The organism is Xanthomonas vesicatoria ATCC 35937 (assembly GCF_001908725.1).
GTDB lineage: Bacteria > Pseudomonadota > Gammaproteobacteria > Xanthomonadales > Xanthomonadaceae > Xanthomonas > Xanthomonas vesicatoria.
Genome location: NZ_CP018725.1, coordinates 1,498,189 through 1,519,746 on the forward strand (window position 1 = coordinate 1,498,189; position 21,558 = coordinate 1,519,746).

The 21,558-nt window shown below is 65.1% G+C and carries 22 protein-coding genes and 1 pseudogene; 5 read left to right on the forward strand and 18 right to left on the reverse strand.

Features of this window, described 5'->3' with window-relative positions:
- Window positions 1-46: 46 nt before the first annotated feature.
- The 14 genes from tolB to aspS form a co-directional block, all read right to left on the reverse strand.
- A complete protein-coding gene (gene tolB, locus BJD12_RS06525) occupies window positions 47-1,366 on the reverse strand; it encodes a Tol-Pal system beta propeller repeat protein TolB (protein WP_039423448.1) in 1,320 nt (439 codons plus the stop codon).
- 265 nt (window positions 1,367-1,631) lie between these two features.
- The gene (gene tolA, locus BJD12_RS06530) at window positions 1,632-2,669 is read right to left on the reverse strand and encodes a cell envelope integrity protein TolA (RefSeq protein WP_039423447.1); all 1,038 of its coding nucleotides are present in this window, start codon (window positions 2,667-2,669) and stop codon (window positions 1,632-1,634) included.
- Window positions 2,659-3,108 (reverse strand): protein TolR, encoded by a 450-nt coding sequence (tolR, locus tag BJD12_RS06535; RefSeq protein ID WP_005996094.1) that lies wholly within the window; start codon window positions 3,106-3,108, stop codon window positions 2,659-2,661. Before tolR ends, tolA begins: the two co-directional genes overlap by 11 nt.
- 178 nt (window positions 3,109-3,286) lie before the next feature.
- Complete coding sequence (tolQ, locus tag BJD12_RS06540) at window positions 3,287-4,066, reverse strand: protein TolQ (protein WP_005996093.1); 780 nt, start codon at window positions 4,064-4,066, stop codon at window positions 3,287-3,289.
- Window positions 4,067-4,077: 11 nt separating this feature from the next.
- Complete coding sequence (ybgC, locus tag BJD12_RS06545) at window positions 4,078-4,536, reverse strand: tol-pal system-associated acyl-CoA thioesterase (RefSeq protein WP_042828485.1); 459 nt, start codon at window positions 4,534-4,536, stop codon at window positions 4,078-4,080.
- 52 nt (window positions 4,537-4,588) lie between these two features.
- Complete coding sequence (ruvB, locus tag BJD12_RS06550; RefSeq protein WP_039423468.1) at window positions 4,589-5,629, reverse strand: Holliday junction branch migration DNA helicase RuvB; 1,041 nt, start codon at window positions 5,627-5,629, stop codon at window positions 4,589-4,591.
- A 39-nt stretch (window positions 5,630-5,668) separates the two neighbouring features.
- A complete protein-coding gene (locus tag BJD12_RS06555; protein WP_005996090.1) occupies window positions 5,669-6,787 on the reverse strand; it encodes an SMI1/KNR4 family protein in 1,119 nt (372 codons plus the stop codon).
- A gap of 2 nt (window positions 6,788-6,789) precedes the next feature.
- Complete coding sequence (locus BJD12_RS06560) at window positions 6,790-8,697, reverse strand: potassium transporter Kup (RefSeq protein WP_042828484.1); 1,908 nt, start codon at window positions 8,695-8,697, stop codon at window positions 6,790-6,792.
- A 54-nt stretch (window positions 8,698-8,751) separates the two neighbouring features.
- The gene (ruvA, locus tag BJD12_RS06565) at window positions 8,752-9,336 is read right to left on the reverse strand and encodes a Holliday junction branch migration protein RuvA (protein WP_005996088.1); all 585 of its coding nucleotides are present in this window, start codon (window positions 9,334-9,336) and stop codon (window positions 8,752-8,754) included.
- A 121-nt stretch (window positions 9,337-9,457) separates the two neighbouring features.
- Window positions 9,458-9,982 (reverse strand): crossover junction endodeoxyribonuclease RuvC, encoded by a 525-nt coding sequence (ruvC, locus tag BJD12_RS06570; protein ID WP_005996087.1) that lies wholly within the window; start codon window positions 9,980-9,982, stop codon window positions 9,458-9,460.
- A gap of 129 nt (window positions 9,983-10,111) precedes the next feature.
- The gene (locus BJD12_RS06575) at window positions 10,112-10,840 is read right to left on the reverse strand and encodes a YebC/PmpR family DNA-binding transcriptional regulator (protein WP_005996583.1); all 729 of its coding nucleotides are present in this window, start codon (window positions 10,838-10,840) and stop codon (window positions 10,112-10,114) included.
- Window positions 10,841-10,929: 89 nt separating this feature from the next.
- On the reverse strand, window positions 10,930-11,529 hold the full coding sequence (locus BJD12_RS06580) for an alpha/beta hydrolase (protein ID WP_074059526.1): 600 nt from the start codon (window positions 11,527-11,529) through the stop codon (window positions 10,930-10,932).
- Between the two features lie 274 nt (window positions 11,530-11,803).
- Complete coding sequence (locus BJD12_RS06585) at window positions 11,804-12,331, reverse strand: GNAT family N-acetyltransferase (RefSeq protein ID WP_005996585.1); 528 nt, start codon at window positions 12,329-12,331, stop codon at window positions 11,804-11,806.
- Window positions 12,332-12,873: 542 nt separating this feature from the next.
- Window positions 12,874-14,625 (reverse strand): aspartate--tRNA ligase, encoded by a 1,752-nt coding sequence (gene aspS / locus BJD12_RS06590; protein ID WP_005996586.1) that lies wholly within the window; start codon window positions 14,623-14,625, stop codon window positions 12,874-12,876.
- A 157-nt stretch (window positions 14,626-14,782) separates the two neighbouring features.
- On the opposite strand from aspS, the gene BJD12_RS06595 reads away from it, so the two are divergent.
- The gene (locus BJD12_RS06595; protein ID WP_039420194.1) at window positions 14,783-15,562 is read left to right on the forward strand and encodes a DUF3011 domain-containing protein; all 780 of its coding nucleotides are present in this window, start codon (window positions 14,783-14,785) and stop codon (window positions 15,560-15,562) included.
- Window positions 15,563-15,620: 58 nt separating this feature from the next.
- On the opposite strand, the gene BJD12_RS06600 is transcribed toward BJD12_RS06595, so the two are convergent.
- Entirely contained in the window at window positions 15,621-15,938 is a 318-nt protein-coding gene (locus BJD12_RS06600) for an FmdB family zinc ribbon protein (RefSeq protein ID WP_005997841.1), read from the reverse strand.
- Window positions 15,939-16,495: 557 nt separating this feature from the next.
- On the opposite strand from BJD12_RS06600, the gene BJD12_RS06610 reads away from it, so the two are divergent.
- On the forward strand, window positions 16,496-17,749 hold the full coding sequence (locus tag BJD12_RS06610; RefSeq protein ID WP_005997839.1) for an MFS transporter: 1,254 nt from the start codon (window positions 16,496-16,498) through the stop codon (window positions 17,747-17,749).
- 395 nt (window positions 17,750-18,144) lie between these two features.
- Here BJD12_RS06610 and BJD12_RS06615 read toward each other — a convergent pair whose 3' ends face one another.
- The 3 genes and pseudogenes from BJD12_RS06615 to BJD12_RS25315 form a co-directional block, all read right to left on the reverse strand.
- On the reverse strand, window positions 18,145-18,561 hold the full coding sequence (locus tag BJD12_RS06615) for a DUF6691 family protein (protein ID WP_039420199.1): 417 nt from the start codon (window positions 18,559-18,561) through the stop codon (window positions 18,145-18,147).
- A 2-nt stretch (window positions 18,562-18,563) separates the two neighbouring features.
- A pseudogene (locus tag BJD12_RS06620) lies at window positions 18,564-18,980 on the reverse strand (YeeE/YedE family protein); the annotation flags it as partial.
- Window positions 18,974-19,849 (reverse strand): MBL fold metallo-hydrolase, encoded by an 876-nt coding sequence (locus BJD12_RS25315; RefSeq protein ID WP_039420205.1) that lies wholly within the window; start codon window positions 19,847-19,849, stop codon window positions 18,974-18,976. The pseudogene BJD12_RS06620 and the gene BJD12_RS25315, both read right to left, overlap by 7 nt.
- A gap of 85 nt (window positions 19,850-19,934) precedes the next feature.
- On the opposite strand from BJD12_RS25315, the gene BJD12_RS06630 reads away from it, so the two are divergent.
- From BJD12_RS06630 to BJD12_RS06640, 3 genes are read left to right on the forward strand one after another with little or no spacing between them, the layout of a single operon-like run.
- Entirely contained in the window at window positions 19,935-20,279 is a 345-nt protein-coding gene (locus tag BJD12_RS06630) for an ArsR/SmtB family transcription factor (protein ID WP_005997832.1), read from the forward strand.
- Window positions 20,276-21,061, forward strand: a complete 786-nt coding sequence (locus tag BJD12_RS06635; RefSeq protein WP_005997831.1) for a sulfite exporter TauE/SafE family protein — start codon at window positions 20,276-20,278, stop codon at window positions 21,059-21,061. Before BJD12_RS06630 ends, BJD12_RS06635 begins: the two co-directional genes overlap by 4 nt.
- A gap of 35 nt (window positions 21,062-21,096) precedes the next feature.
- Window positions 21,097-21,531: a protein tyrosine phosphatase family protein gene (locus tag BJD12_RS06640; protein WP_005997830.1), complete on the forward strand. Its 435-nt coding sequence runs from the start codon at window positions 21,097-21,099 to the stop codon at window positions 21,529-21,531.
- Window positions 21,532-21,558: the final 27 nt, after the last annotated feature.

Consider the following 21,558-nt stretch of genomic DNA (forward strand, 5'->3'; position numbering starts at 1 on the left):
GGAGGCTCTGGGCCAATGAGTGGTTTAACGCAGCGAAATATTAACATTAATGCGCGGTTCGGTAAGGCCCCCAAGCGGGTTCTCTCACATCACCATCGGCCAGAACCAGACGCTGGCGGACCCGAGCGTCGGCAGACACGGCATAAAGCACGCCCCGGCCACCCTCACGTGCGGCGTACAACACCATGCTGGCATTGGGCGCGAAGCTCGGCGATTCATCCAGCGAACCCGGCGAGAGCGTGCTCCAGCTTGGCGAACCCAGGCTGCGATCCATCATGGCGATGCGGTAGCTGTTGCCACTGCCCTGCGCAACGGCGATCTTCTTGCCGTCGAACGACACGCTGGCAGTCGCGTTGTAATTGCCCTGGAAGGTCACGCGGTTAGCACTGCCGCCGCTGGCAGCCACCTGGTAGATCTGCGGACGACCGCCGCGATCGGAGGTGAAATAGATGCTGCCGCCATCCGGCGCCCAGGTCGGCTCGGTATCGATGCCGAAGTGGTTGGTCAGCTGCGTCAGCTGCTTGCTGCCCAGATCCATCACGTAGATCTCCGGGTTGCCGCTACGCGACAGCGCCAGCGCCAGGCGACGGCCGTCCGGCGAGAACGACGGTGCACCGTTGATGCCGCGGAAGCTGGAGACCAGTTCACGCGCGCCGGTGGCGATGTCCTGCAGATAGATCGAGGAGTTACCACGCTCGAAGCTCACGTAAGCCAGCTTCTTGCCGTCCGGGCTCCAGTTCGGCGACAGCAACGGCTCGGCCGAACGCACGATGGTCTGCGGGTTGTAGCCATCCGAATCGGCCACCATCAGCGCGTAGCGCATCGCGCCACCCTTGCCGCTGGCGGTCACGTAGGCAATCCGGGTCCAGAACGCGCCACGCACGCCGGTGATTTTTTCGTAGATCGCATCGGCCATCTGATGCGAAACATCACGCATCGCGTTGGCGCGCGCTGTCATCGCCAGCCCGAGCATGCGCTCGCCCTTGGCCACATCGAACAATTCGTATTCGACGCGATATGCGCCCTCGCCCGCATCCATCACGCGGCCGACGACGATGTAGTTCTGCTTGAGAGTGCGCCAGGTCTGGAACTGCACCTCGGTGCCGCGGGTGGGCTTTTCGACGATCTGTGCAACCGGCAAGGTGCGAAACTGGCCGGAGCGATCCAGATCGGCGCCGACGACGGCAGACACATCGGTCTGCGGTGCCGTGCCGGAGCCCTGGTAAGGCATTGGGACGACGGTGATCGGTGTCGCCGAGGCGCTACCGCCGACGATGTCGATGGTAAGCCCTTGCTGTTGCGCGAGCGCGCTCAGCGGCAACAACAGGGCGGTCAGGGCAGCTAGCCAACGCAGCGGTTTTTTCATGGACGGCTCGGATCGGGCAGGAAAAGTGTGCAAGGGATACCAATCAGCGAGTGAACATACTCGCAATCATGAACGAGACAACGTGAAAATGGAGCGAGCGGTCGAGCGGCGAGGCAACCCCGCCCGGCCTGAGCCAGTCGGCGCCGCCAAGCCCCAATCGACGCCGGCAGGATACGAGACGACAACCTAGTTGCCCCGGTTGTGGTCCGGCTGTCGTTCTGCGGTGCAGCGCTCGCAAGCTGCCGCACCGCGATCACTCCAGCGCTTACTGGTCCTGCGCAGTGAACACGAAGGTCAGATTGCGCTGGAACACCGATTCGAACCCGCGATACGGCAAGGGTTGCGCGCTCAACACCGCAGCCTCGATCGAGCGCTGGCCGGCCTCGTCGTACGGGCAGCCCGGCGCGACCTTGGCCTCCATCACGCTGCCGCCCGGCAGCTGACGGATGTTGATGGTGCACTTCTGCCCCGGCGGCACCGATGGCGGACGCACCCACTGGGACAGCACTTTTTGCTGGATCGCCGCGGCGTACTTGGCCGACAGGTCGGTACTGGTGCCCCCCTGCCCTGCAGTCGGCTGCGCACTGGTCGCTGCTGCGGCAGAGGCCTGCTGGGCGCGCGCAGCAGCAACCTGGCGCAGCTTCTGCTCGGCCAGCGCGGCTTCCTTGGTGGCCTGCTCGCGCTGCCGGCGGATGTCGGCGATCTTTTTCTGGCGCTCGGCGTCGGCAGCCTGCTCGGCAGCGGCCTGCTTTTTCTTGGCGTCGGCTTCTTCCTGCTGCTTGGCCAAGCGAAGCTTCTGCTCGGCCTCTTCCTGACGTTTGCGCTCGGTCAGGTCGATCTGCTCCTGGCGCCGCTTGGCTTCCTGTTCCTGCTTGGCCTTCTCTTGGGAAATGGCCAGCGCGTCGACCTTGTCCTGGTCGACCTTGTCCGGTTGCGCAACACGCTCCTGCGCCTGTGCCTGCTGCTGCGTGGGCGCATCCTGCGGGCGCGGCTCCGGGATCGGCTGCGGCGGCGGCACGCTGTCTTCCGGGGCAGGCTCGGGCAATGGCGCCGGCGGCGGCGGTGCTTCGACCGGCGTAGCCTTCAGCGCCTGACGGGCGACGCGCGCCTCGGCGGCAGAGACGTCCAGCGAGGCCTCCATGCTGGGGTCGCCCGCAGCCGGTTCGACCGAGCGTTCGGGCGACCACAGCCAGCCGGCGATGAACACCAGCGCGACCAGAATGTGCACGACCAAGGCCAGCATGACCGGCCGCAGCCAGCCATCCTCGCGCGCGCCCTGGGTGGGAAATGCGTCAGCGTGCATCGCTGCCTGCAGTGCCGCCGGAGTCGGAGATCAGGCCGACCTTCTCGACCTTGGCCTGCTTGAGCACGTCGATGGCATCCATAATCTTTTGATACGGCGCGGCGCGATCGCCGGCCACCACGACACGTGCGTCCTTGTCCTGCGCCACGATGGCGGCCAACTGGGCCTGCAGCGCATTGACGTCCATGGCCTGCGGCTTGCCCTTGGGCAGCTGCAGCGCCAACTGGCCATCGGCGGCGACCACCACCACGATCGGGTCCTGCTTGCTTTCCAGCGCCTTGGCGCGCGAGCTCGGCAGGCTGACGTCGGTGCTCAGGGTCAACAACGGCGCGGTCACCATGAAGATGATCAGCAGCACCAGCATCACGTCGATATACGGCACGACGTTGATGTCGGATTTGAGCTTGCGCTTCTTACGGCGGGAAATACCGGAGATCATCGCGAAACGTTCCTAATTAGTCCCTCGCACACACGTGTGCGATTTGTCGCGAGTGGCTCGCCTGTCCAAGTCCTGCAGACCGGTGCGTGCGCAGCGGCGGTGGACGTATCCACCAGCCGCGCCATGCAGGCTTCTGCAACGCGCGTGCGCAGGCCAGAAAACTTGCGAGAGACGCGCATTACTCGTCTGCGCCGGCCTGACGCTGCAGGATGGAGCTGAACTCGTCGGCGAAGGTCTCGTAGCGCACCGACAGCCGTTCCACACGGGTGGTGAAGCGGTTGTAGGCCCATACCGCCGGGATCGCCACGAACAGACCGATGGCGGTGGCGAACAAGGCTTCCGAAATGCCTGGCGCCACGGCCGCGATACCGGCCTGCTCGCCACTGCTGACCATGTCGTGCATGGTCACCATGATGCCGAATACGGTACCGACCAGACCGACGTACGGTGCGGTGGAGCCGATGTTGGCCAACAATTCGAGATTGCGCTCCAGCTGATCGACCTCACGGGTAAACGCGGTCCGCATGGCGCGCTGTGCGCCTTCCAGCTGCACGCGCGCATCGAGGCGGCGGCGATCGCGCAGCCGCGAGAACTCGCGGAAGCCGCTTTCGAACATCGATTCCAGACCACCGACAGTGCGGTTGCGGTCGGTTGCCGATGCGTAGAGCTTGGCCAGATCGGCACCGGACCAGAAACGGTTTTCGAACTCGTCGGCCTCACGGTTGGCCTGCTTGAACGCACGCGCCTTGCGGAAAATGATCACCCAGCTGATGAACGAGCCGATCAGCAGCAACAGCACGATGATCTTGACCGGGATGCTGGCGCGCAGGATCAGATCAACATAGTTGATGCTGCTGTTGTGCGCCGCCGTGGCGGTTTGCGCCGCGGCCGCGGTGACTTCCTGCGGTAGTGCTTCCACTACCGTGTCCTGCAGGGCCAGGAGCAATGCAATCGACATCCGTTCGTTCCTCAGTAATCGGATTCTGGGGTTTCTAGAGCTTTCAAAACGTCATACACCGCATCGTCCATGCCGCGCGGGCGGAAGTCGCTGGTGCCGAGTGCGGCAATGCGCACCTCGGCAGTCAGCAGCACCTCGCCCTCGCGACGGACCGACTGTGCAAACAGCAGGCTGGCCCGTCTGCATTTCAGCAGCACCGCCGACACTGACAACGCGTCGTCGAGCCGGGCCGGCTTGAGGAAATCCAGTTGCATCGAGCGGACCACAAACACCAGACCGTGGTCCTGGCGCATCAGATCCTGCCCGTAACCGGCCGCGCGCATCCACTCGGTGCGCGCGCGTTCCATGAAGGCGACGTAGCGCGCGTGGTAGACCACCCCGCCGGCGTCGGTATCTTCCCAGTAGACGCGTGTCGGCCAACTGAATACAGGCGGGGATTCGGAAATCGGGATGACGGGAGTGGCGGTCATGGGCATGGATTTCTGGTCGAGACGGCCCAGCCTGGCGACGAAGAAAGCGCCATCAAAACAGGTCTCCCGGTTCGCCGATGCCCGGGGCGCGGTCGCGCGGCGGTTTCAGGCCCAGGTGCAGATAGGCCTTGGGCGTGACCATGCGACCGCGCGCGGTGCGGATCAAAAAACCCTGCTGGATCAGGTAGGGCTCGATCACGTCTTCCAGCGTGCCGCGCTCTTCCGACAACGAGGCGGCCAGCGATTCCACTCCCACCGGGCCGCCATCGAAATGTTCGACGATGGTGCGCAACATGCGGCGGTCGAGCTCGTCGAAGCCTTCCGGATCCACTTTCAGCATCTGCATGGCGGCCTGCGCCACCGGCAGATCGATATGGCCGGCGGCCTTGACCTGGGCGTAATCGCGCACGCGGCGCAGCAGCCGATTGGCGATACGCGGGGTGCCACGCGCACGTCGCGCGATTTCCGCGGCGCCTTCGGGCGTGCAATCGATGCCCAGGATCGCGGCCGAGCGGATCACGATACGGGTGAGCTCTGCGGGCGAATAGAACTCCAGCCGCTGCACGATGCCGAAGCGATCGCGTAGCGGTGCGGTCAGCAGGCCGGCGCGGGTAGTGGCGCCGATCAGGGTGAACGGCGGCAGATCGATCTTGATCGAGCGCGCGGCCGGGCCGTCGCCGATCATGATGTCGATCTGGAAATCTTCCATCGCCGGGTACAGCACTTCTTCCACCACCGGCGACAGCCGATGGATTTCGTCGATGAACAACACATCGTGCGGCTGAAGGTTGGTCAGCAGCGCGGCCAGATCGCCGGCCTTTTCGATCACCGGCCCGGAGGTGGAGCGCAGGTTGACGCCCAGCTCGTTGGCGATGACGTGGCTGAGCGTGGTCTTACCCAGGCCGGGCGGGCCGAAGATCAGCACATGATCCATCGCCTCGCCGCGCGCCTTGGCAGCCTGGATGTAGATGTCCATCTGCTCGCGCACCGGCTGCTGGCCGAGATAATCGGCCAGGCGTTTGGGGCGGATGCTCGCATCGGCGGCATCGTCTTCGCGGGTGGCGCTGCTGGCGATGATGCGCTGCTCGGTCATCCCGCCATCTTCGCATGCCGCGCGCAGGCGGCGCAGCATCTAGACATCAAGATCGGCCTGCCGTAGCGCGCTGAAGAACGCGTCGAAGCTCCGCGCGCGCCAGGTCGGGACCAGCCCCTCCCAGCGATCGAAATACACCACGTCCGGCTCGCACTGCGGGCCGCGCGCGCGATAGTCCAGGCACAGCAGGCAATCGACGTTGTGGCACGACAGCACCAGCACCTGATCCAGACCGGCATGCAGGCACGCCGCCGCGCTGAAGTCGTCCGGATCTTCGAAGGCAGCGGCCAGATCCAGCACGCTGCGGATGCTCGCCAGCGGCGTCAGGTCACGATCCACCAGCACGCATTCCCAATCCACGTAGTGATCGGACGGAAAACGGGTGCGCAGCACCCAGCACCAGCCGGTATCTCCGCCGTCCTGGACGCTGTAGAGACGCTTGAGTAATGCTGGCAGGCGCACACCCAGCCGTGCTTCGGCGGAGGCGAAGGCATCGACGTCCGCAGCCGCTGCGTGCTCGCTCCAGTGCCCGGCGCCGCTCCAGAACGTGGTCAACGCGGGCGGCTGCGGCTGCCACCGCACCACATCTCCGTCGTGCTTGGCCTGCAAAGCGGGCGACCAGTAGTGGACATCGACCAGTTGCGCCAGCAGCTCGTCCACGTTGGCGAACACCGCCAGCCGGCGATTGTCGCCTGCGTCGACATAGACCAGGGTGGGCTCACCATCGGCTGCGGAGTAGTCCAGGCACAGCGCGCGACTGGGCGTGCGGTCATCGGCAGCGATGGCGATCACGCGGCGGTCGTCACCACCGGCGGCCAGACCGGCATACGCATCGTTGCGGTACTCCTCGCGAGCACGGACCTCGGCGAAAGAAAACAGCTCCGCGCTGCCAAGCAGGCGGGCACGCGGGATCAACCATTCGGCCTGGAGCCAGTTGTCCGGCTCCTCAAGGGACTGACCACGCGCCATCTGCACCGCGCCGCCGTCGTAGCGTGCGTACAACCCACGCAACCAAGCCGGCAGGCTTACACCGAGCCGCGCCTGCGCTCCTGCGATGGCGGCCTCGGTTGCCGGGACACGCCCCAGATTCAGCGCCTCGTCCCAGAAGGTGTCCAGGCTCGGCGAGCGCCCGTAGACCATCCACTTGAGCGCGGCCACGCTCAGATCTCCACTTGCGCGCCCAACTCGACCAAGCGGTTACCGGGGATGCGGAAGAAGCCGGTGGCCGGGGCGGCGTTGCGATGCATCAGCGCGAACAGCTTGTCGCGCCAGATCGGCATGCCGCGGTTGGCGCTGGCCACGATGGTCTCGCGGCTGGCGAAGAAAGTGGTGTCCATCGGGTCGAAATGGATGCCGCCCTGGTCGCAGGAGCGCATCAGTGCCAGCGGCACGTCAGGCGTTTCCATAAAACCGAAACGCACGTACACACGGTAGAACTCGTCGCCGATCGATTCAATCTGCAGGCGCTTGTCGGCCGGCGCGTACGGGATCGGCAAGGTATCGACGTTGAGGAAGATGTTGCGTTCGTGCAGCACCTTGTTGTGCTTGAGGTTGTGCATCAACGCATGCGGCACGACCATCGGGTCGGCAGTCAGGAACACCGCCATGCCCGGCACCCGCGCAGGGGGGACCAGCATCAGGCCCGGCAGGAAGGTGTCGATGCGAATACCGTCCTTGCGGATCTCTTCGCGCAGTAGCGCGCGGCCGCGCCGCCAGGTGCGCATCATGGTGAATACCACGATGCCCAGGGCCAGCGGAAACCATGCGCCCTGCAGCAATTTGGCGCCATTGGCGATCACGAACGCCAACTCGATGAGGAAGAACACCACGCACAGCGGCAGCACCCAGTTGCGCCAGCGCGGCCACAACGAACGCGCCACCAGAGCCAGTAGCAACGTGTCGATCAGCATCGTCATCGAGACCGAGATCCCGTAGGCCACGGCCAGATTGGTGGAGCTGCGGAAGATCAGCACCAGCGCGATCACCATCACCATCAACAGCCAGTTGATGCCGGGCACGTAGATCTGGCCAATGGTGGTACGCGAGGTGTGCTTGATCAGCATGCGTGGGATGTAGCCCAGCTGCATGGCCTGGCGGGCCACCGAATACGCACCGGTGATCACCGCCTGCGAGGCGATCACCGCCGCGAGCGTGGCCAGGATGATCATCGGGTACAGCGCCCAGCTGGGCACCGCCTCGAAAAAGGGATTTTTCAGCGCGGCAGGGTGATTGAGCACCAGTGCGCCCTGCCCCAGGTAATTGAGCAGCAGCATCGGCAGGACGAAAAAGTACCAGCCATGGCGGATCGGGCGTGCGCCGAAATGGCCCATGTCCGCATACAGCGCTTCACCGCCGGTCACCGCCAGCACCACCGCGCCGAGGATAAACACCCCGTGCCAACCGTGCTCCATGAAGAAGCGGATCGCCCACCAGGGATTAAAGGCCTTCATCACCTCCGGCGCATCGACGATATTCCAGATGCCGATCGCACCCAGCGACAAAAACCACAGGCAGGTGATCGGCCCGAATACCTTGCCCACCGTTTCCGTGCCGAAGCGCTGCACCATGAACACGATCAGCAGCACCACCACGGTGATCGGCACGATAAAGGGGTGCAGGCTGGGCGCTGCGATTTCCAGGCCTTCCACCGCGCCCATCACCGAGATAGCAGGGGTGATTACGCCATCGCCGAAGAACAGCGAGGCGCCGAAGATACCGAGGATGCCGACGACGTAGGCCGAGCGCGAGCCCTGCTTGAGGGTGCGCTGGGTCAGCGCCATCAGCGCCATGATGCCGCCCTCGCCCTCGTTGTCGGCGCGCATGATGATGGTGACGTACTTGAGCGTGACCGTGACCATCAGCGCCCAGAACGCCAGCGACAGCACGCCCAGCACGGTGTCGTGGTCGCTGGTCAACCCGTAGTGCGGCGAAAACGCCTCCTTGAGGGTGTACAGCGGACTGGTGCCGATATCGCCGAAGACGACGCCGATGGCGCCGATGACCAAGGCCATATGGCTATTGGCAGGCGCATGGCCGTGGCCAGCTGCGGGAGTGGTGGTCTGTGACATTGAGTGGGCAGGTTATCGCTGAAGGGCGTGAAGAATGAGAAAGGTCGAGCCCGCTTAACGCAGCGCGGCCTGGAGTGCCTTGCGAATGACCGTGGCGACTTCGTCGCCTTCTGCCCCGGCTTCGCGTGCCATGCGCGCGGCCTCGGCTGGCTTGTAACCCAGCTGCTGCAAGGCAACGGTGGCTTCGGACACAGCATCGGGCCCCAGCTGGCCGGTGATCGGCGCGCCGCTGCTGAAGTCGGCCGCGCGGTCGCGCAGCTCCACCACCATGCGCTCGGCAGTCTTCTTGCCGATGCCTGGAATGCGCGTGAGCGCGGTGATGTCGCCACCGGTGATCAGACGGGCAAACTCGTCCACGCTCACCCCGGACAGCACGGCCAGCGCGATCTTGGCGCCGATGCCGGTGACTTTTTGCACGTCGCGGAACAGCCGCCGCTCGCCCTCGCGCAGGAAGCCGTACAGCGCGACGCTGTCTTCCTTTTGCGCGTAATGGGTGAACAGGATGACGTCGCGACCGACATCGGGCAGATCGTAGAAGGTGCTCATCGGCGCCTCCAGCTCGTACCCCACTCCGCCCACGTCGATCACCAACCATGGCGGCTGTTTGTAGGCCAGGATCCCGCGCAGACGGCCGATCATTGGGCACCGCCGGGGCGATGCCGGGAATCGGGAATCGGGAATCGGGAATCGTAAGAGCACGCGCTGCTCCCGACCCTGCTGCTGTTGCGATTCCCGATTCCCGATTCCCGAATCCCGATTCTCATTTCTTCCGGCTCCAGGCCTGTTGGGTATTGACACCCAGACGCTGCGCGGTGGCGCGGACGTGGGCGTGGGTGATGGCGACCGCCAGTGCATCGGCGGCGTCGGCCTGCAGCTTGCCTTTCAGGTTGAGCATGATGCCGACCATGTGCTGCACCTGCACCTTGTCTGCCCCGCCCTTGCCGACCAGCGCAAGCTTGATTTCGGTGGCAGCGTACTCGTGCACCGGCAGATCGCGCATGACGACCGCGCAGATCGCCGCGCCGCGTGCGTGGCCGAGCTTGAGCGCCGAGTCGGCGCTTTTGCCCATGAAGACCTTTTCGATCGCCACTTCATCCGGCCGGTAGGTCTCGATCAACTCGCCCAACCCGTGCAGCAGACGCTTGAGCCGCTGTGCAAAATCGCCCTCGCCCAGCAGCAGCAGCGGTGCGTGATGCACATGCCGGCTGCGACCGCCCTCGTCGACGTCGATGATGCCGACCCCGGTGCGCTGGGAGCCGGGATCGATGCCCAGGATGCGGGTCATTGGGGGGCCGGGAATTGGGAGTCGGGAATCGGGAATGGGTAACGCAGCCTCCTAGCGTGCTCGACGCTGCCGAGCAATGCAGGATGCCGCTGTTTCGATTCCCGATTCTCCATTCCCAATTCCCGGCGCTTACGCGCCAAGCGCCGCTTGATCGACGTTCGAATAGACGTCCTGGACGTCGTCCAGGTCTTCGAGTATGTCCAGCAGCTTGCGCACCTGCACGGCGGTGTCGCCGTCGACGGCAATGTCGTTTTCGGCGCGGAAGGTGATTTCGGCGTGGGCCGGCTCCAGGCCGGCGGCGGCCAGGGCGTCCTTGACCTGAGCGAAAGCCTCCGGGGCGGTCAGCACGTCGATGGCGCCGTCTTCCGGGTAGACCACCACATCGTCGGCGCCGGCTTCGATGGCCGCATCGGTGAGGGTATCTTCGTCGCTACCGGCGGCAAAACTGAGCACGCCCAGGCGCTTGAACATGAAGGCCACCGAGCCCTCGGTGCCCATGTTGCCCCCGCATTTGCTGAAGGCATGCCGCACATCGGCGACGGTGCGCACGCGGTTATCGGTCAGGCAATCCACGATCACCGCCACGCCGCCGGGCGCGTAGCCCTCGTAGCGCACTTCTTCGTATTCCACACCTTCCAGCTCGCCGGTGGACTTCTTGATGGCGCGTTCGATCACGTCCTTGGACATGTTGGCCGACAGGCCCTTGTCCATGGCGGTGCGCAGGCGCGGGTTGTTGGACGGATCGCCGCCGCCGGCGCGCGCGGCAACGCTGATCTCGCGGATGATCTTGGTGAACATCTTGCCGCGCTTGGCGTCGGAGGCGTTCTTGCGGCCTTCGATCGAGGGACCTCTACCCATGGGTGGTTCCGGACTGGCTTGGATGACAGGGCGCGGATTTTACCTGATTGCTTGCACTCACCGGGGCCGCACCATCCGCCAGCGGATGTTCACGGCGCAAACCGGCCGCTGCGCAGGAAGGCCAGCGCCTGTGCGGCGGCTTCGGGCGAGCGCAACAGCCCGCTGTGGCTGGCCTGCACCACGCAATGGTCGCGCAGCCCGGGCAGACGGGTCTCGGCCAGTGCCACGGTGCCGTCAGACCCATCGGCCAGCGGTGCCAGCCAGCGGCCGACGCCGCGCGGCACGCACCCGGCCACCTGGCCGATCTCCGCCTGCCCGTCCCAGCGCGCAAACCCTTGCTGCAACAGGGTGGCACTGCGGCCCATCGCCCAGACGCCGCCACGCCGGGCCAGCCCTTGTGCGGCAGCGCTGCCGCACAAGGGCGAGCCCAGGCAGACCACGCGGCGCACCGGCAGGTCGGGGGCATCGCACAAGGCCTGCAAGGCCATCAGCCCACCCAGGCTGTGGCAGACCAGCAATTGCACGCGGCTGGTGCGCAGGCGTTCGATCAAGCGCGGCACCGCCTGCGCCGGCCCACCAAGCACGCTGGCATAGCCGAACAACGCCGGCGCCAGCCCATCGGCGCGCATCCGGCGTGCGAGTGGCAACAGCCAGTGCGCGGTATTCCAGATCCCGTGCACCAGCAGCACGTCGGCGGTGGCGGTGGCGGTGGCGGTGACCGCGTGCTTGCGCGGACTGCGCCGGGGAATGACCGGGATGGCCGACGTTTGGCTGGGCACAGGCGTGGTTACCGGGAGGGGAGATGAGCGTCAGGCCAATGTCTGACGCGCGGAGGGTGTGCAGCAACGCCTGCGCGATCGCGATTGCAGGTCGCTGCGCCGGTCTGCGTCAAGCGCAGCCGGGCCGGAGCAGAGGCATCAGCCGCGCCGGTCCGATGCGCATGCAGTCGTTTGGTCGTCGCGCTTACTCGGCCTCCATGATCGGCTTGCGGCGCAGGATGAACTCGCGGTCGACGATCTTGCCCACCGGGAAGTCGTATTCGCCGACTTTTTCGAAACCGTAGCGGGCGTAGAAGCGTTGCGCGCCGAAGTTCTCCGACCACACGCCGATCCACAAGGTGCGTGGGCCGTCGCGTTCGAGCCAGTCCAGTGCAGTTTCGAACAGTCGGCTGCCCCAGCCACTGCTCTGGTAATCCTTCAGCAGATACAGGCGCTTGAGTTCCCCGTCGCGGGGGCGGACCTCATCGTGCGGCAGGCCGCATGGGCCGGCGGCAGCGTGGCCGACGAGCAGGTTGTCCAGTTCCAGCAACCAGATCGCGTAGTCCGGATGGGCCAGCACGACGCGCGCGCGCTCCACCGCATAGGTCTCTTCCAGAAAACCACGCAGGTCTTCTTCCGGATACAGATGCCCGAAGGTTTCGGTAAAGGTCTGCGCGGCCAGAAGCGACAACGCTTCGGCATCGTCCGGCGTGGCGCGGCGGATGCGGGTCATGCGGGACTCTCGTGCCAGGTGGACGTGGCAGCTTCTCGCATGCGGCGGCGATTCTGCAAGGTGGGGATTGGGGATTGGAGAATCGGAGAGCATCCTGCGATTGGGGCATGGGTGTGCAGGCATGGCGGGCAGGCCGCAGCACCACTGGTCTGAGCACCACATGGGTCGGAATGTCGGCGGCATGACGAAAGACACGCTGCCCCGGCGGTTCGAGCCGACGCGCAGTTGCTGCACAGGCGCTACCGGTTCCGAGACAAGTCACAGTGCGCCATTGGTTTGGGACGCGGCCGATGCGCATCCAGATGTCTGGATGCTAGGCATGCGTTGGCGTACAGCTCCTACACGACCGCTAGCGGTGCCGAGAAAAGCGCGGGGTCTTGTTGCACGGGTCGCGCCCGATGCGCACCGGCGACGCATCCAGCTTTTCGAGACAGGGCTTGCGCGCAGTGCGCGGATTGGTCGCCAAGGTTTCGGCAGGGTCGCTGCCAGCCAATCGTGGGCGACACGGCCACGCGCTGGGCGTGGCCGTGTCTGGTCGCGGGTCAGAGCTGCTTCGGGCGCACCTGCACGTGCACTTCGGCCAGCTGATCGGCGGCGATCGGCGACGGGGCGTCGGTCATCAGATCCTGCGCGCCGGTAGTCTTGGGGAACGGGATCACGTCGCGGATGGACTCGGTGCCTGCCATCAGCGCGGCGATGCGGTCGATACCGAACGCGATGCCGCCGTGCGGCGGGGCGCCGTAGTTCAACGCATCCAGCAGGAAGCCGAACTTGGCGCGCGCCTCCTCTGCACCGATGCCCAGCAACTCGAACACCGCGCTCTGCATGTCCGGGCGGTGGATACGGATCGAGCCGCCGCCGATTTCATTGCCGTTGAGCACCATGTCGTAGCCGCGCGACACAGCAGTGCGGGCGTTGGCACGCAGGTCGGCGATATCGTCCACCGCCGGTGCGGTGAAGGGGTGGTGCAACGCGACGTAACGCTGCGCTTCGTCGTCCCATTCGAACATCGGGAAATCGGTGACCCACAGCGGCGCCCAACCGTCGGCGATCAGCTTGAAGTCCTTGCCGGCCTTGAGGCGCAGCGCGCCCATGAAGTCGGACACGGTGTTGTAGCGACCGGCACCGAAGAACACGATGTCGCCGTTGCCCGCACCTACGTGCTTGAGCAGCGCGGCAAATGCGTCTTCGGAGAAGAACTTGGCGATCGGCGAGCTGACCTCGCCGGTGTCCGACAGCTTGATGTAGGCCAGGCCCTTGGAGCCGTATTTGGCGGCGTGCGCGGCGTACTCGTCGATCTGCTTGCGCGACAGCGCAGCACCGCCGGGAATGCGCAACGCGGCGACACGGCCGTCGGCATCGTTGGCGGCGGCGGTAAATACCGGGAATTCGCTCGCCTTGACCAGCTCGGCCACATCGATCAATTCCAGCGCGATACGCAGGTCCGGCTTGTCCGAGCCGTAGCGACGCATTGCCTCGGCCCAGGTCATGCGCGGGAACTGCGCGGCCAGGTCCACATCCACCACTTCCTTGAAGATGGAGCGGATCATGTCTTCAACGAAGTCCTGCACGTCGCGCTCGCGCACGAAGGCGAACTCCATGTCCAGCTGGGTGAATTCCAGCTGGCGATCGGCGCGCAGCGCCTCGTCGCGGAAGCAGCGCGCGATCTGGTAGTAACGGTCGAAGCCGGCCACCATCAAAATCTGCTTGAACAGCTGCGGACTCTGCGGCAAGGCGTAGAACTCGCCCGGATGCATACGCGCCGGCACCAGGAAGTCGCGTGCGCCTTCCGGGGTGGCCTTGGTCAGGATCGGGGTTTCGATGTCCTGGAAATCGCGCGCATCCAGGTGCCGGCGCAGCGCCTGCACCAGCTTGATGCGGGTGCGTTGCATGCGCTGCATTTCCGGGCGCCGCAGATCCAGGTAGCGGTACTTTAGGCGGGTTTCTTCGCCCGGATTTTCATGCGCATGGAACGGCAGCGGTGCGGCCTTGTTGAGGATGGTGATGCGGGTGGCGATCACTTCGACCTTGCCGCTGCGCAGCTTGTCGTTGACCGCATGCCGCGCCCGCACCACGCCTTCGACCTGTAGCACGTCTTCGTAGCCAAGGCTGGCGGCCACCGGGAACACCTCGGCGTTCTCCGGCTCCACGGTCACCTGCACGATGCCTTCGTGGTCGCGCAGGTCGATGAAGCACACCCCGCCCAGGTTGCGGGCCACGTCGGTCCAGCCGGCGAGAGTGACGGTTTGGCCGATCATGGTCTCGTCGACCAGGCCGCAGAAGTGGGTACGCATCGAAAGCTCCGCTGAAAACCCGACGCAGGACAGCGCCGGAAAGCCGGATATTCTGGGGCCGGCGGCCGGCAGGAGCAAATGCGGCGGCGGTCACCGGCGCTTAAGTCAGCGCCCGGCTGAATAGGCACCACGCCCCTCCCGCACCAAGGACGTCACGATGCTGCGCACCGCCCTGCTGATCTCCGGCTTCAGTCTTGTCGCCCTTGCCGGCACCCTGGTCAGCCGTCCCGCCGCTGCACAGGACCGCGGCTTCAACGGCCCCAGCATCACCTGCTCCAGCAACGATAACCGCCGCCGCGAGTGCGATACCCCGTTCCGTGGGCGCGCCGCGCTGGTGGAAAACATCTCCGGCACGCGCTGCATCGAAGGCCGCAACTGGGGCAGCGACCCTGGGCGCGTCTGGGTGGACAACGGCTGCCGTGGTCGCTTCGTCGAGGCGCGCGGTGGCTGGGGCGGTGGTGGCTGGAATGGCGGCGGCGACCGCCCCGGCAATGCCGCCGCCGGCACCGTGCGCTGCGAAAGCCGCGACCAGCGCCAGGCCATCTGCAATACGGGCTGGCGGCGCGCGACGATCGTACGCCAGCTCTCCGGCACACCCTGCGTGGAGGGCCGCAACTGGCATCAGGAAAACGGCCGGATCTGGGTGGACGACGGCTGCCGCGCCGACTTTGCGCAGGCCCGTGGCGGCGGTGGCTGGGAGCACGATGACGGCTACGGCGGCCGCGGCGATCGTCCGCGTGGCGACTATTCGGTGACCTGCAGCAGCGACGACCGCCGCCTGCGCAGCTGCGACTGGGACGTGCGCGCCGGCCGCCCGGTGCTGACCCGCCAGTTGTCCGACACCCGTTGCGAAGAAGGCCGCACCTGGGGCTTCGACCCGCGCCGCTCCGCGGTGTGGGTCAACGACGGCTGCCGCGCACGGTTCGACGCGCGCTAAGCGTCGCCGACCTGGACGTGCCAATCAGCGTACGACCGGCAAATGCCTGCATACACGCTCACGCCGGCCCGGATGCGGACTTTGCCGCAGGCGCAGCTGGTGCAGTGGCGGGCTTGCTGTCGCTGGCCGCCGCCGGCTTGGCATCGCCGCCGCCCGCGCTGCTGCTTTCGGTGAGGTTCTTCTTCTTTTCGCCGGCCGATTTGAAGTCGGTCTCGTACCAGCCGCTGCCGGACAAGCGGAACGACGGCGCGGTGACCTGGCGCTTGATCGTGGCGGCCGCGCAGGACGGGCAGGTCTGCGGGTCTGGGTCGGCCATCTTCTGCAGGCGGTCAAACGAGTGGCCGCAGGTGGTGCACTGGAACGCGTAAATGGGCATGACAGATCCGCTGAAGACGATGCAAGGGCGCAGATTCTAGACGGATGCAGGGAGGGCGACGCAATCATCCAATCGCGCCCTGGCGCAAGGGCAGCCTGGCGGAGACACTTTGAGGTGGCTCGTCAGTTAGGGCGTGGAAGGCCTCCTGTGTATAGCGCGCAGCGTATCCGTACCAGTTGATCCGGCATTTCCAGCAGCTCTCCCTCACCAGCATGGGCCTGGCATAGAGAGCAGCCAGCAAATTCATGCACTCACCACCAGGCGAGCGCGGCAGGCGCTCGATGCTTTCAGGTGCCATGCGTAGACACCTGGCTTCCTGCGCACGGTCCGCACCCACATAACGACTGCTGGCTACGTTTTTTTCCCGCTCTAGATGCACACCGATCGGTGTCCCGACAGACGTGGCATTAATTCGCAACCCACTCCATCGGCAGCGAGGTTGCTCATCATTACCAGCCGTTTTCGTTGTGCGAGCTCCATCGTTCAAGTCGCACCAGCGTGGCTGATACACTCGATGACGTGATCGACGCGTCTTTCCCCCCAAGAGGGCCGCATCCATGTTGCGGCTGACTGCCCTGTTGCTGGGCGTTGCCCTGTTGCTGACCGGCAGCGGGCTGCTCGGTACGCTGCTCGCCGTGCGCGGCGGCCAGGCCGGCTTCGATGCGCGGGCGCTGGGTCTGATCATGTCCGGCTACTTCGCCGGATTTTTTCTCGGCACATTCTTCGCACCGCCGTTGATCCGGCGTATTGGACATATCCGCGCGTTTGCCTTTTACGCGTCGCTAGCGGCGATCGCAGTGTTGTTGCATCCGATCTGGCTGGATCCCTGGGGCTGGGGCGTGTTGCGCCTGGTCACCGGCGCCGCATTGGTGGGTTTGTACACGGTGATCGAAAGCTGGCTCAACGCCGAGCCGGATGCACGCCGGCGCAGCCGGGTGTTTTCGGTGTACATGGCGATCAATCTGTCGGCGCTGGCGTTGGGCCAGATTCTGCTGACCGCCGGCGACGCGCAAGCACCGGCGATGTTCACACTGACCGCCATCCTGATCTGCGCTGCGGTCATGCCGGTGGTCACCACACGCTTGATTCCGCCGGAGGTGCCGCAGGTGTCGCGCCTGCCCCTGAAAATGCTGTACGCGCTGGCGCCAGTGGCCACTGTCGCGGCCGGGTTGTCGGGTCTGGCGATGGGCGCGTTCTGGGGCTTGCTGCCGGTCTATGCCAACCGCATCGGACTCGATGCCGATGGCGTGGCGATGTTCATGCTCACCGCGATCGTAGGCGGTGCAGTGCTGCAATGGCCGATCGGGCGAATCAGCGACGGGCATGACCGGCGCATCGGCCTGATCGCGGTAAGCGTGCTGGCCGCGGCCATCGCTATCACTGCGGCAGTGCCGATGGTGCAGTCGCAGACCCCCCTCTTGTTGATGCTGTTTTTCGTCTACGGCGGGCTGGCATTTTCGCTGTACCCGTTTGCGGTGGCGCATATGCTCGATTACCTGCCACGCGAAGACCTGTTGTCCGGTTGCAGCAGTTTGTTGCTGGTGCATGGTGTGGGCGCGGCCATCGGCCCGGCGCTGGCCGGCGGGGCGATACAGAAGTTCGGCCCTGCGGCCTTGCCGGTCTACTTTGCGGTGATGCTGCTGGCGCTTGCCGGCTTCACACTGTCGCGGCTGCTGCGGTTTGCGCGCCGTCGCACCCACCCCATTGCGTTCCGCCCGATGCTGCGCACCACGCCATCGGCGCTGGAACTGATGCCGGAAACCCAGCAGACCGAAGCTCCACCACACATCGGGAGCGGCCGCGGACACTGAGGCCGCAGCCATCTTGGATGGATGCGGCCCTTGCTCCCCATCATCGCAGCACAGGTCGCAAACACGTCCCTCCAGAGCACTGAATTAGCCTCGACGCCATAGAGCGCGCGACGCTGACCGGGTAAGGTACGCTGGCGAGGGTCAGGAACGCGGCCGATGTGCGTGGGTTGAATGAGCGGCAAGCAGCGCGCCTGATACGGCGCCCTCGCCACTTGCGAACAGGCTGGCAGGATATCGACGGTGCGCCCGCACGGCCGGATGCACCGCGTGCCTTGCAAGCCGCCAGGGCATCACCCACTCGGCTCACACCGCTTGGCTGATTCGACAGCATCGGGGCGCCGGCTTGGCGATACAACGCACGCGGGACATCGTGCCCAAGCCGTCATCGTGCAGTGTCATGGGCGCTCGAGGACGCGATACATCAGCATTCCCGCAAGCATCGCGGGCACGAACCACAAGGCCTCCACTGCGCCCGTTCCCAGGCCGGCGAGCGCAGGTCCCGGGCAATAGCCGGCAAGGCCCCAACCGATTCCGAACAGGCCCGCGCCGATCAGCAATCTGCGGTCGACCGGCCGCGCCTTGGCTAGGTGAAACGTCTCCGCAAGCATTGGCGCGCCGCGCCGTAGAACGAAGCGGAACGACACTGCGGTGGTCGCAACGGCGCTGCCGAGAACCAGAATCAGCGATGGATCGAAGTTGCCGAACACGTCGAGAAAGCCAAGCACGCGGCGTGCGTCGGTCATGCCGGACATTGCCAGCCCCAGCCCGAACAGCGCGCCCGACACCAGGGCGGCAAACCAACGTTTCTTCATCGTCATGTCCAGAGGTGACGTACGGCGAACGTTGTCGCCATCGCAGTCGCCATGAAGGTAAGGACTGCAGCCAGCGAGCGCAGGGAAAAAAGACTGAGCCCGCAGACGCCGTGACCGCTGGTGCAGCCATTGCCCATGCGGGTGCCCAGGCCTACCAGTACACCGGCAACGACCAGCCCGAGGCGAGGATGATCAGTGCGTGGCTGCAATGCCCCGGGAACCAGTGTCATATACAGGCCTGCGGCAGCGATCAAGCCAAGCAGGAACATCGCCCGCCACGCCACCTCCCCTGTCTTCGGAAACAGCAATCCGGCCAGAATTCCGCTGACGCCCGCGATACGCCCATTGAGCCAAAGCAGAAGTGTTGCGGACAGACCAATCAGTACGCCACCGGAAAGGGTCGTCAGCCATGTCATGGTGCCTCGGCTCCCAACTGGTTCATGGGAAGCCGCAAGTACTGGATGCCATTGGCGCTCGGCGCGGGCAACTCGCCGGCCCGGATATTCACCTGCAAGGACGGAAGAATCAGCTTGGGCGCTGCCAGGGTGGCATCGCGCTCCGTTCTCATCTTTACGAATGCTGCTTCGTCTGTCCCACCGCCAACATGCACATTACGCTGCGCTTGTTCCTGGAGCGAACTTTGCGCGCGCGCCTGGCGCCCGGCAGACGGATAGTCATGGCACAAGAACAGGCGCGTGTCAGGCGGAAAATCCAATAGCGTTTGGATGGACCGGTACAACTTGCGCGCATCGCCACCGGGGAAATCCACCCGTGCGGTACCTGTTTCGGGAGCAAACACCGTGTCGCCCACGAACGCCGCATCGCCGATGAGATAGGTGAGGCTGTCATCGGTGTGGCCTGGCGTGGCGATCGCACGCGCCTGAAGTTCGCCGATTGCAAACGTTTCTCCATCGGCGAGCAATTGGTCGAATTGCCGGCCATCTGTCGCAAACCCGGGCTCAAGCCCGAACAGTGCCTTGAAGCGCTCCTGCACGCGGGTAATGCCGTGTCCGATGGCCACCCGCGCCCCGGTCTTGCGCTTGAGGTAGGCCGCAGCGGTCAGGTGATCGGCGTGCGCATGGGTCTCCAGGATCCAGTCCACGCTCAGCGCGTGTTCGTCCACGAATGCAAGCACGCGATCTGCCGATACGGTCGACGTCCGTGCCTGGGCTGGGTCGTAGTCCAATACAGGGTCGACAATGGCCGCACGCCCGCCGTCATGGTCATACACCACATGCGTGAAGGTCGATGTTGCTGAATCGTAGAAGCTTTCGACTTGCGGATTCATCCACATCTGCTTGCTCTTTTATTTAGGTTGTCCTAAATTAGTTTTTTCAACACTAATTTTCAAGCGATTTCTAAAATAAGCAGCCATGAGCCGTTCACAGAAGAAAAAAAGGACGATCCCGTCGCCCGAAGAGATGTTGCGCTATGCCGATGAGGCGGCAGCGTTGCTCAAGGCGCTAGCGCATCCGGCACGCCTGCTTGTGCTGTGCCAACTTGTCGAAGGCGAATCCTCGGTCGGAGACCTGCAACCGATCACAGGCTTGAGCATGTCTGCGCTCTCGCAACACCTGGCGGTCCTGCGCGAGATGGCCCTTGTCACCACGCGCCGCGAGTCGCAGACCATCTACTACGCGCTTGCCGAGGGCCCGGCTGTCAGCGTCATCGATGCGTTGTGCGCCGCTTACTGCGGCAGCCAGAACTCCAGTCAATGACTTCCCTGCAATTCCTACTGGGCGCACTTTCGGGAGTCGCAGTCGGGTTCACCCTCGGACTGGTCGGCGGCGGCGGCTCGATCCTGGCGGTGCCGCTGATGGTCTATCTGGTGGGTGTGCAGAACCCACACCTGGCGATCGGAACCAGTGCACTCGCTGTCGCGGCCAACGCGCTGATCGGGCTGACCAATCATGCTCGCAAGCACAACGTCAAATGGCGTTGCGCGTCCGCATTTGCGACAGCCGGCGTCGTGGGCGCATGGTTCGGCGCCATGTTGGGCAAGGCGATGGATGGGCAACGGTTGCTCGCCCTGTTTGCCCTGCTGATGCTGGCCGTGGCCGGCATGATGGTGCGCTCGCGCGGCCGTGAAGGTGACCCTTCGGTGATATTCAACCGTAGCAATGCGCCGAAGCTGCTGGGGTCCGGTGCGGCCACTGGCTTGCTCTCGGGCTTCTTTGGGATCGGTGGCGGCTTTCTCGTGGTTCCTGGGCTTATCGCGTCGACCGGCATGCCGATTCTGTTCGCGGTCGGTTCCTCGCTCGTGGCGGTGGCTGCGTTTGGCCTGACAACGGCGGTGAGTTATGCGAGCTCCGGCTTGGTTGCCTGGTCTTTAGCTGGAGTCTTCATCGGCGGCGGGGCGATCGGCAGTCTGTTTGGCGCGCGTCTGGCCGCGCGTCTGGCCCACCGCAACGGCGTCCTCAATCTCGTGCTCGCCGGTCTGATCGTGGTTGTCGCGTTCTACATGTTGTTTCGTGCTGCCAGTGCATTCGGCTGGCTTTAACCACCATTCCCCTGCGTGCCGCCGGAAACCTACCGATGACCACCTTTCTGCTTTTCGCCGAAGGCCACTACGCCAGCGGCCAACCGACGCGGCTTCAATTGGCTGAACTTGCCAGCAAGGATGTGCGCACGGTGATCAACCTGCGCCCGCCGGAGGAGCCGGTGGACTACGAAGAGGCAGGTGAAGCTGACCGGCTTGGCCTGCGTTATGTCACGCTTCCGATCGCCAACGCCGGCGACCTTGACCACGCGCGCGTACAGACGTTCGGCCGACTGCTCGATCAGGCGCGCACCGAGGGTGCCGTGCTGATCCACTGCGCCAGCGCAAACCGCGTCGGCGCGATGGTTGCGCTCGACCAGGTGCTCAACCGAGGAACACCGCTTGCCACCGCACTCGAGCGTGGACGCGCTGCCGGCCTGAAGGCACTGGAACCGGCGGTGATCGCGCTTGCTCAGCAGCAGGATGCGTAACCCTGACACCGCGTTGGAGAGCCGCTG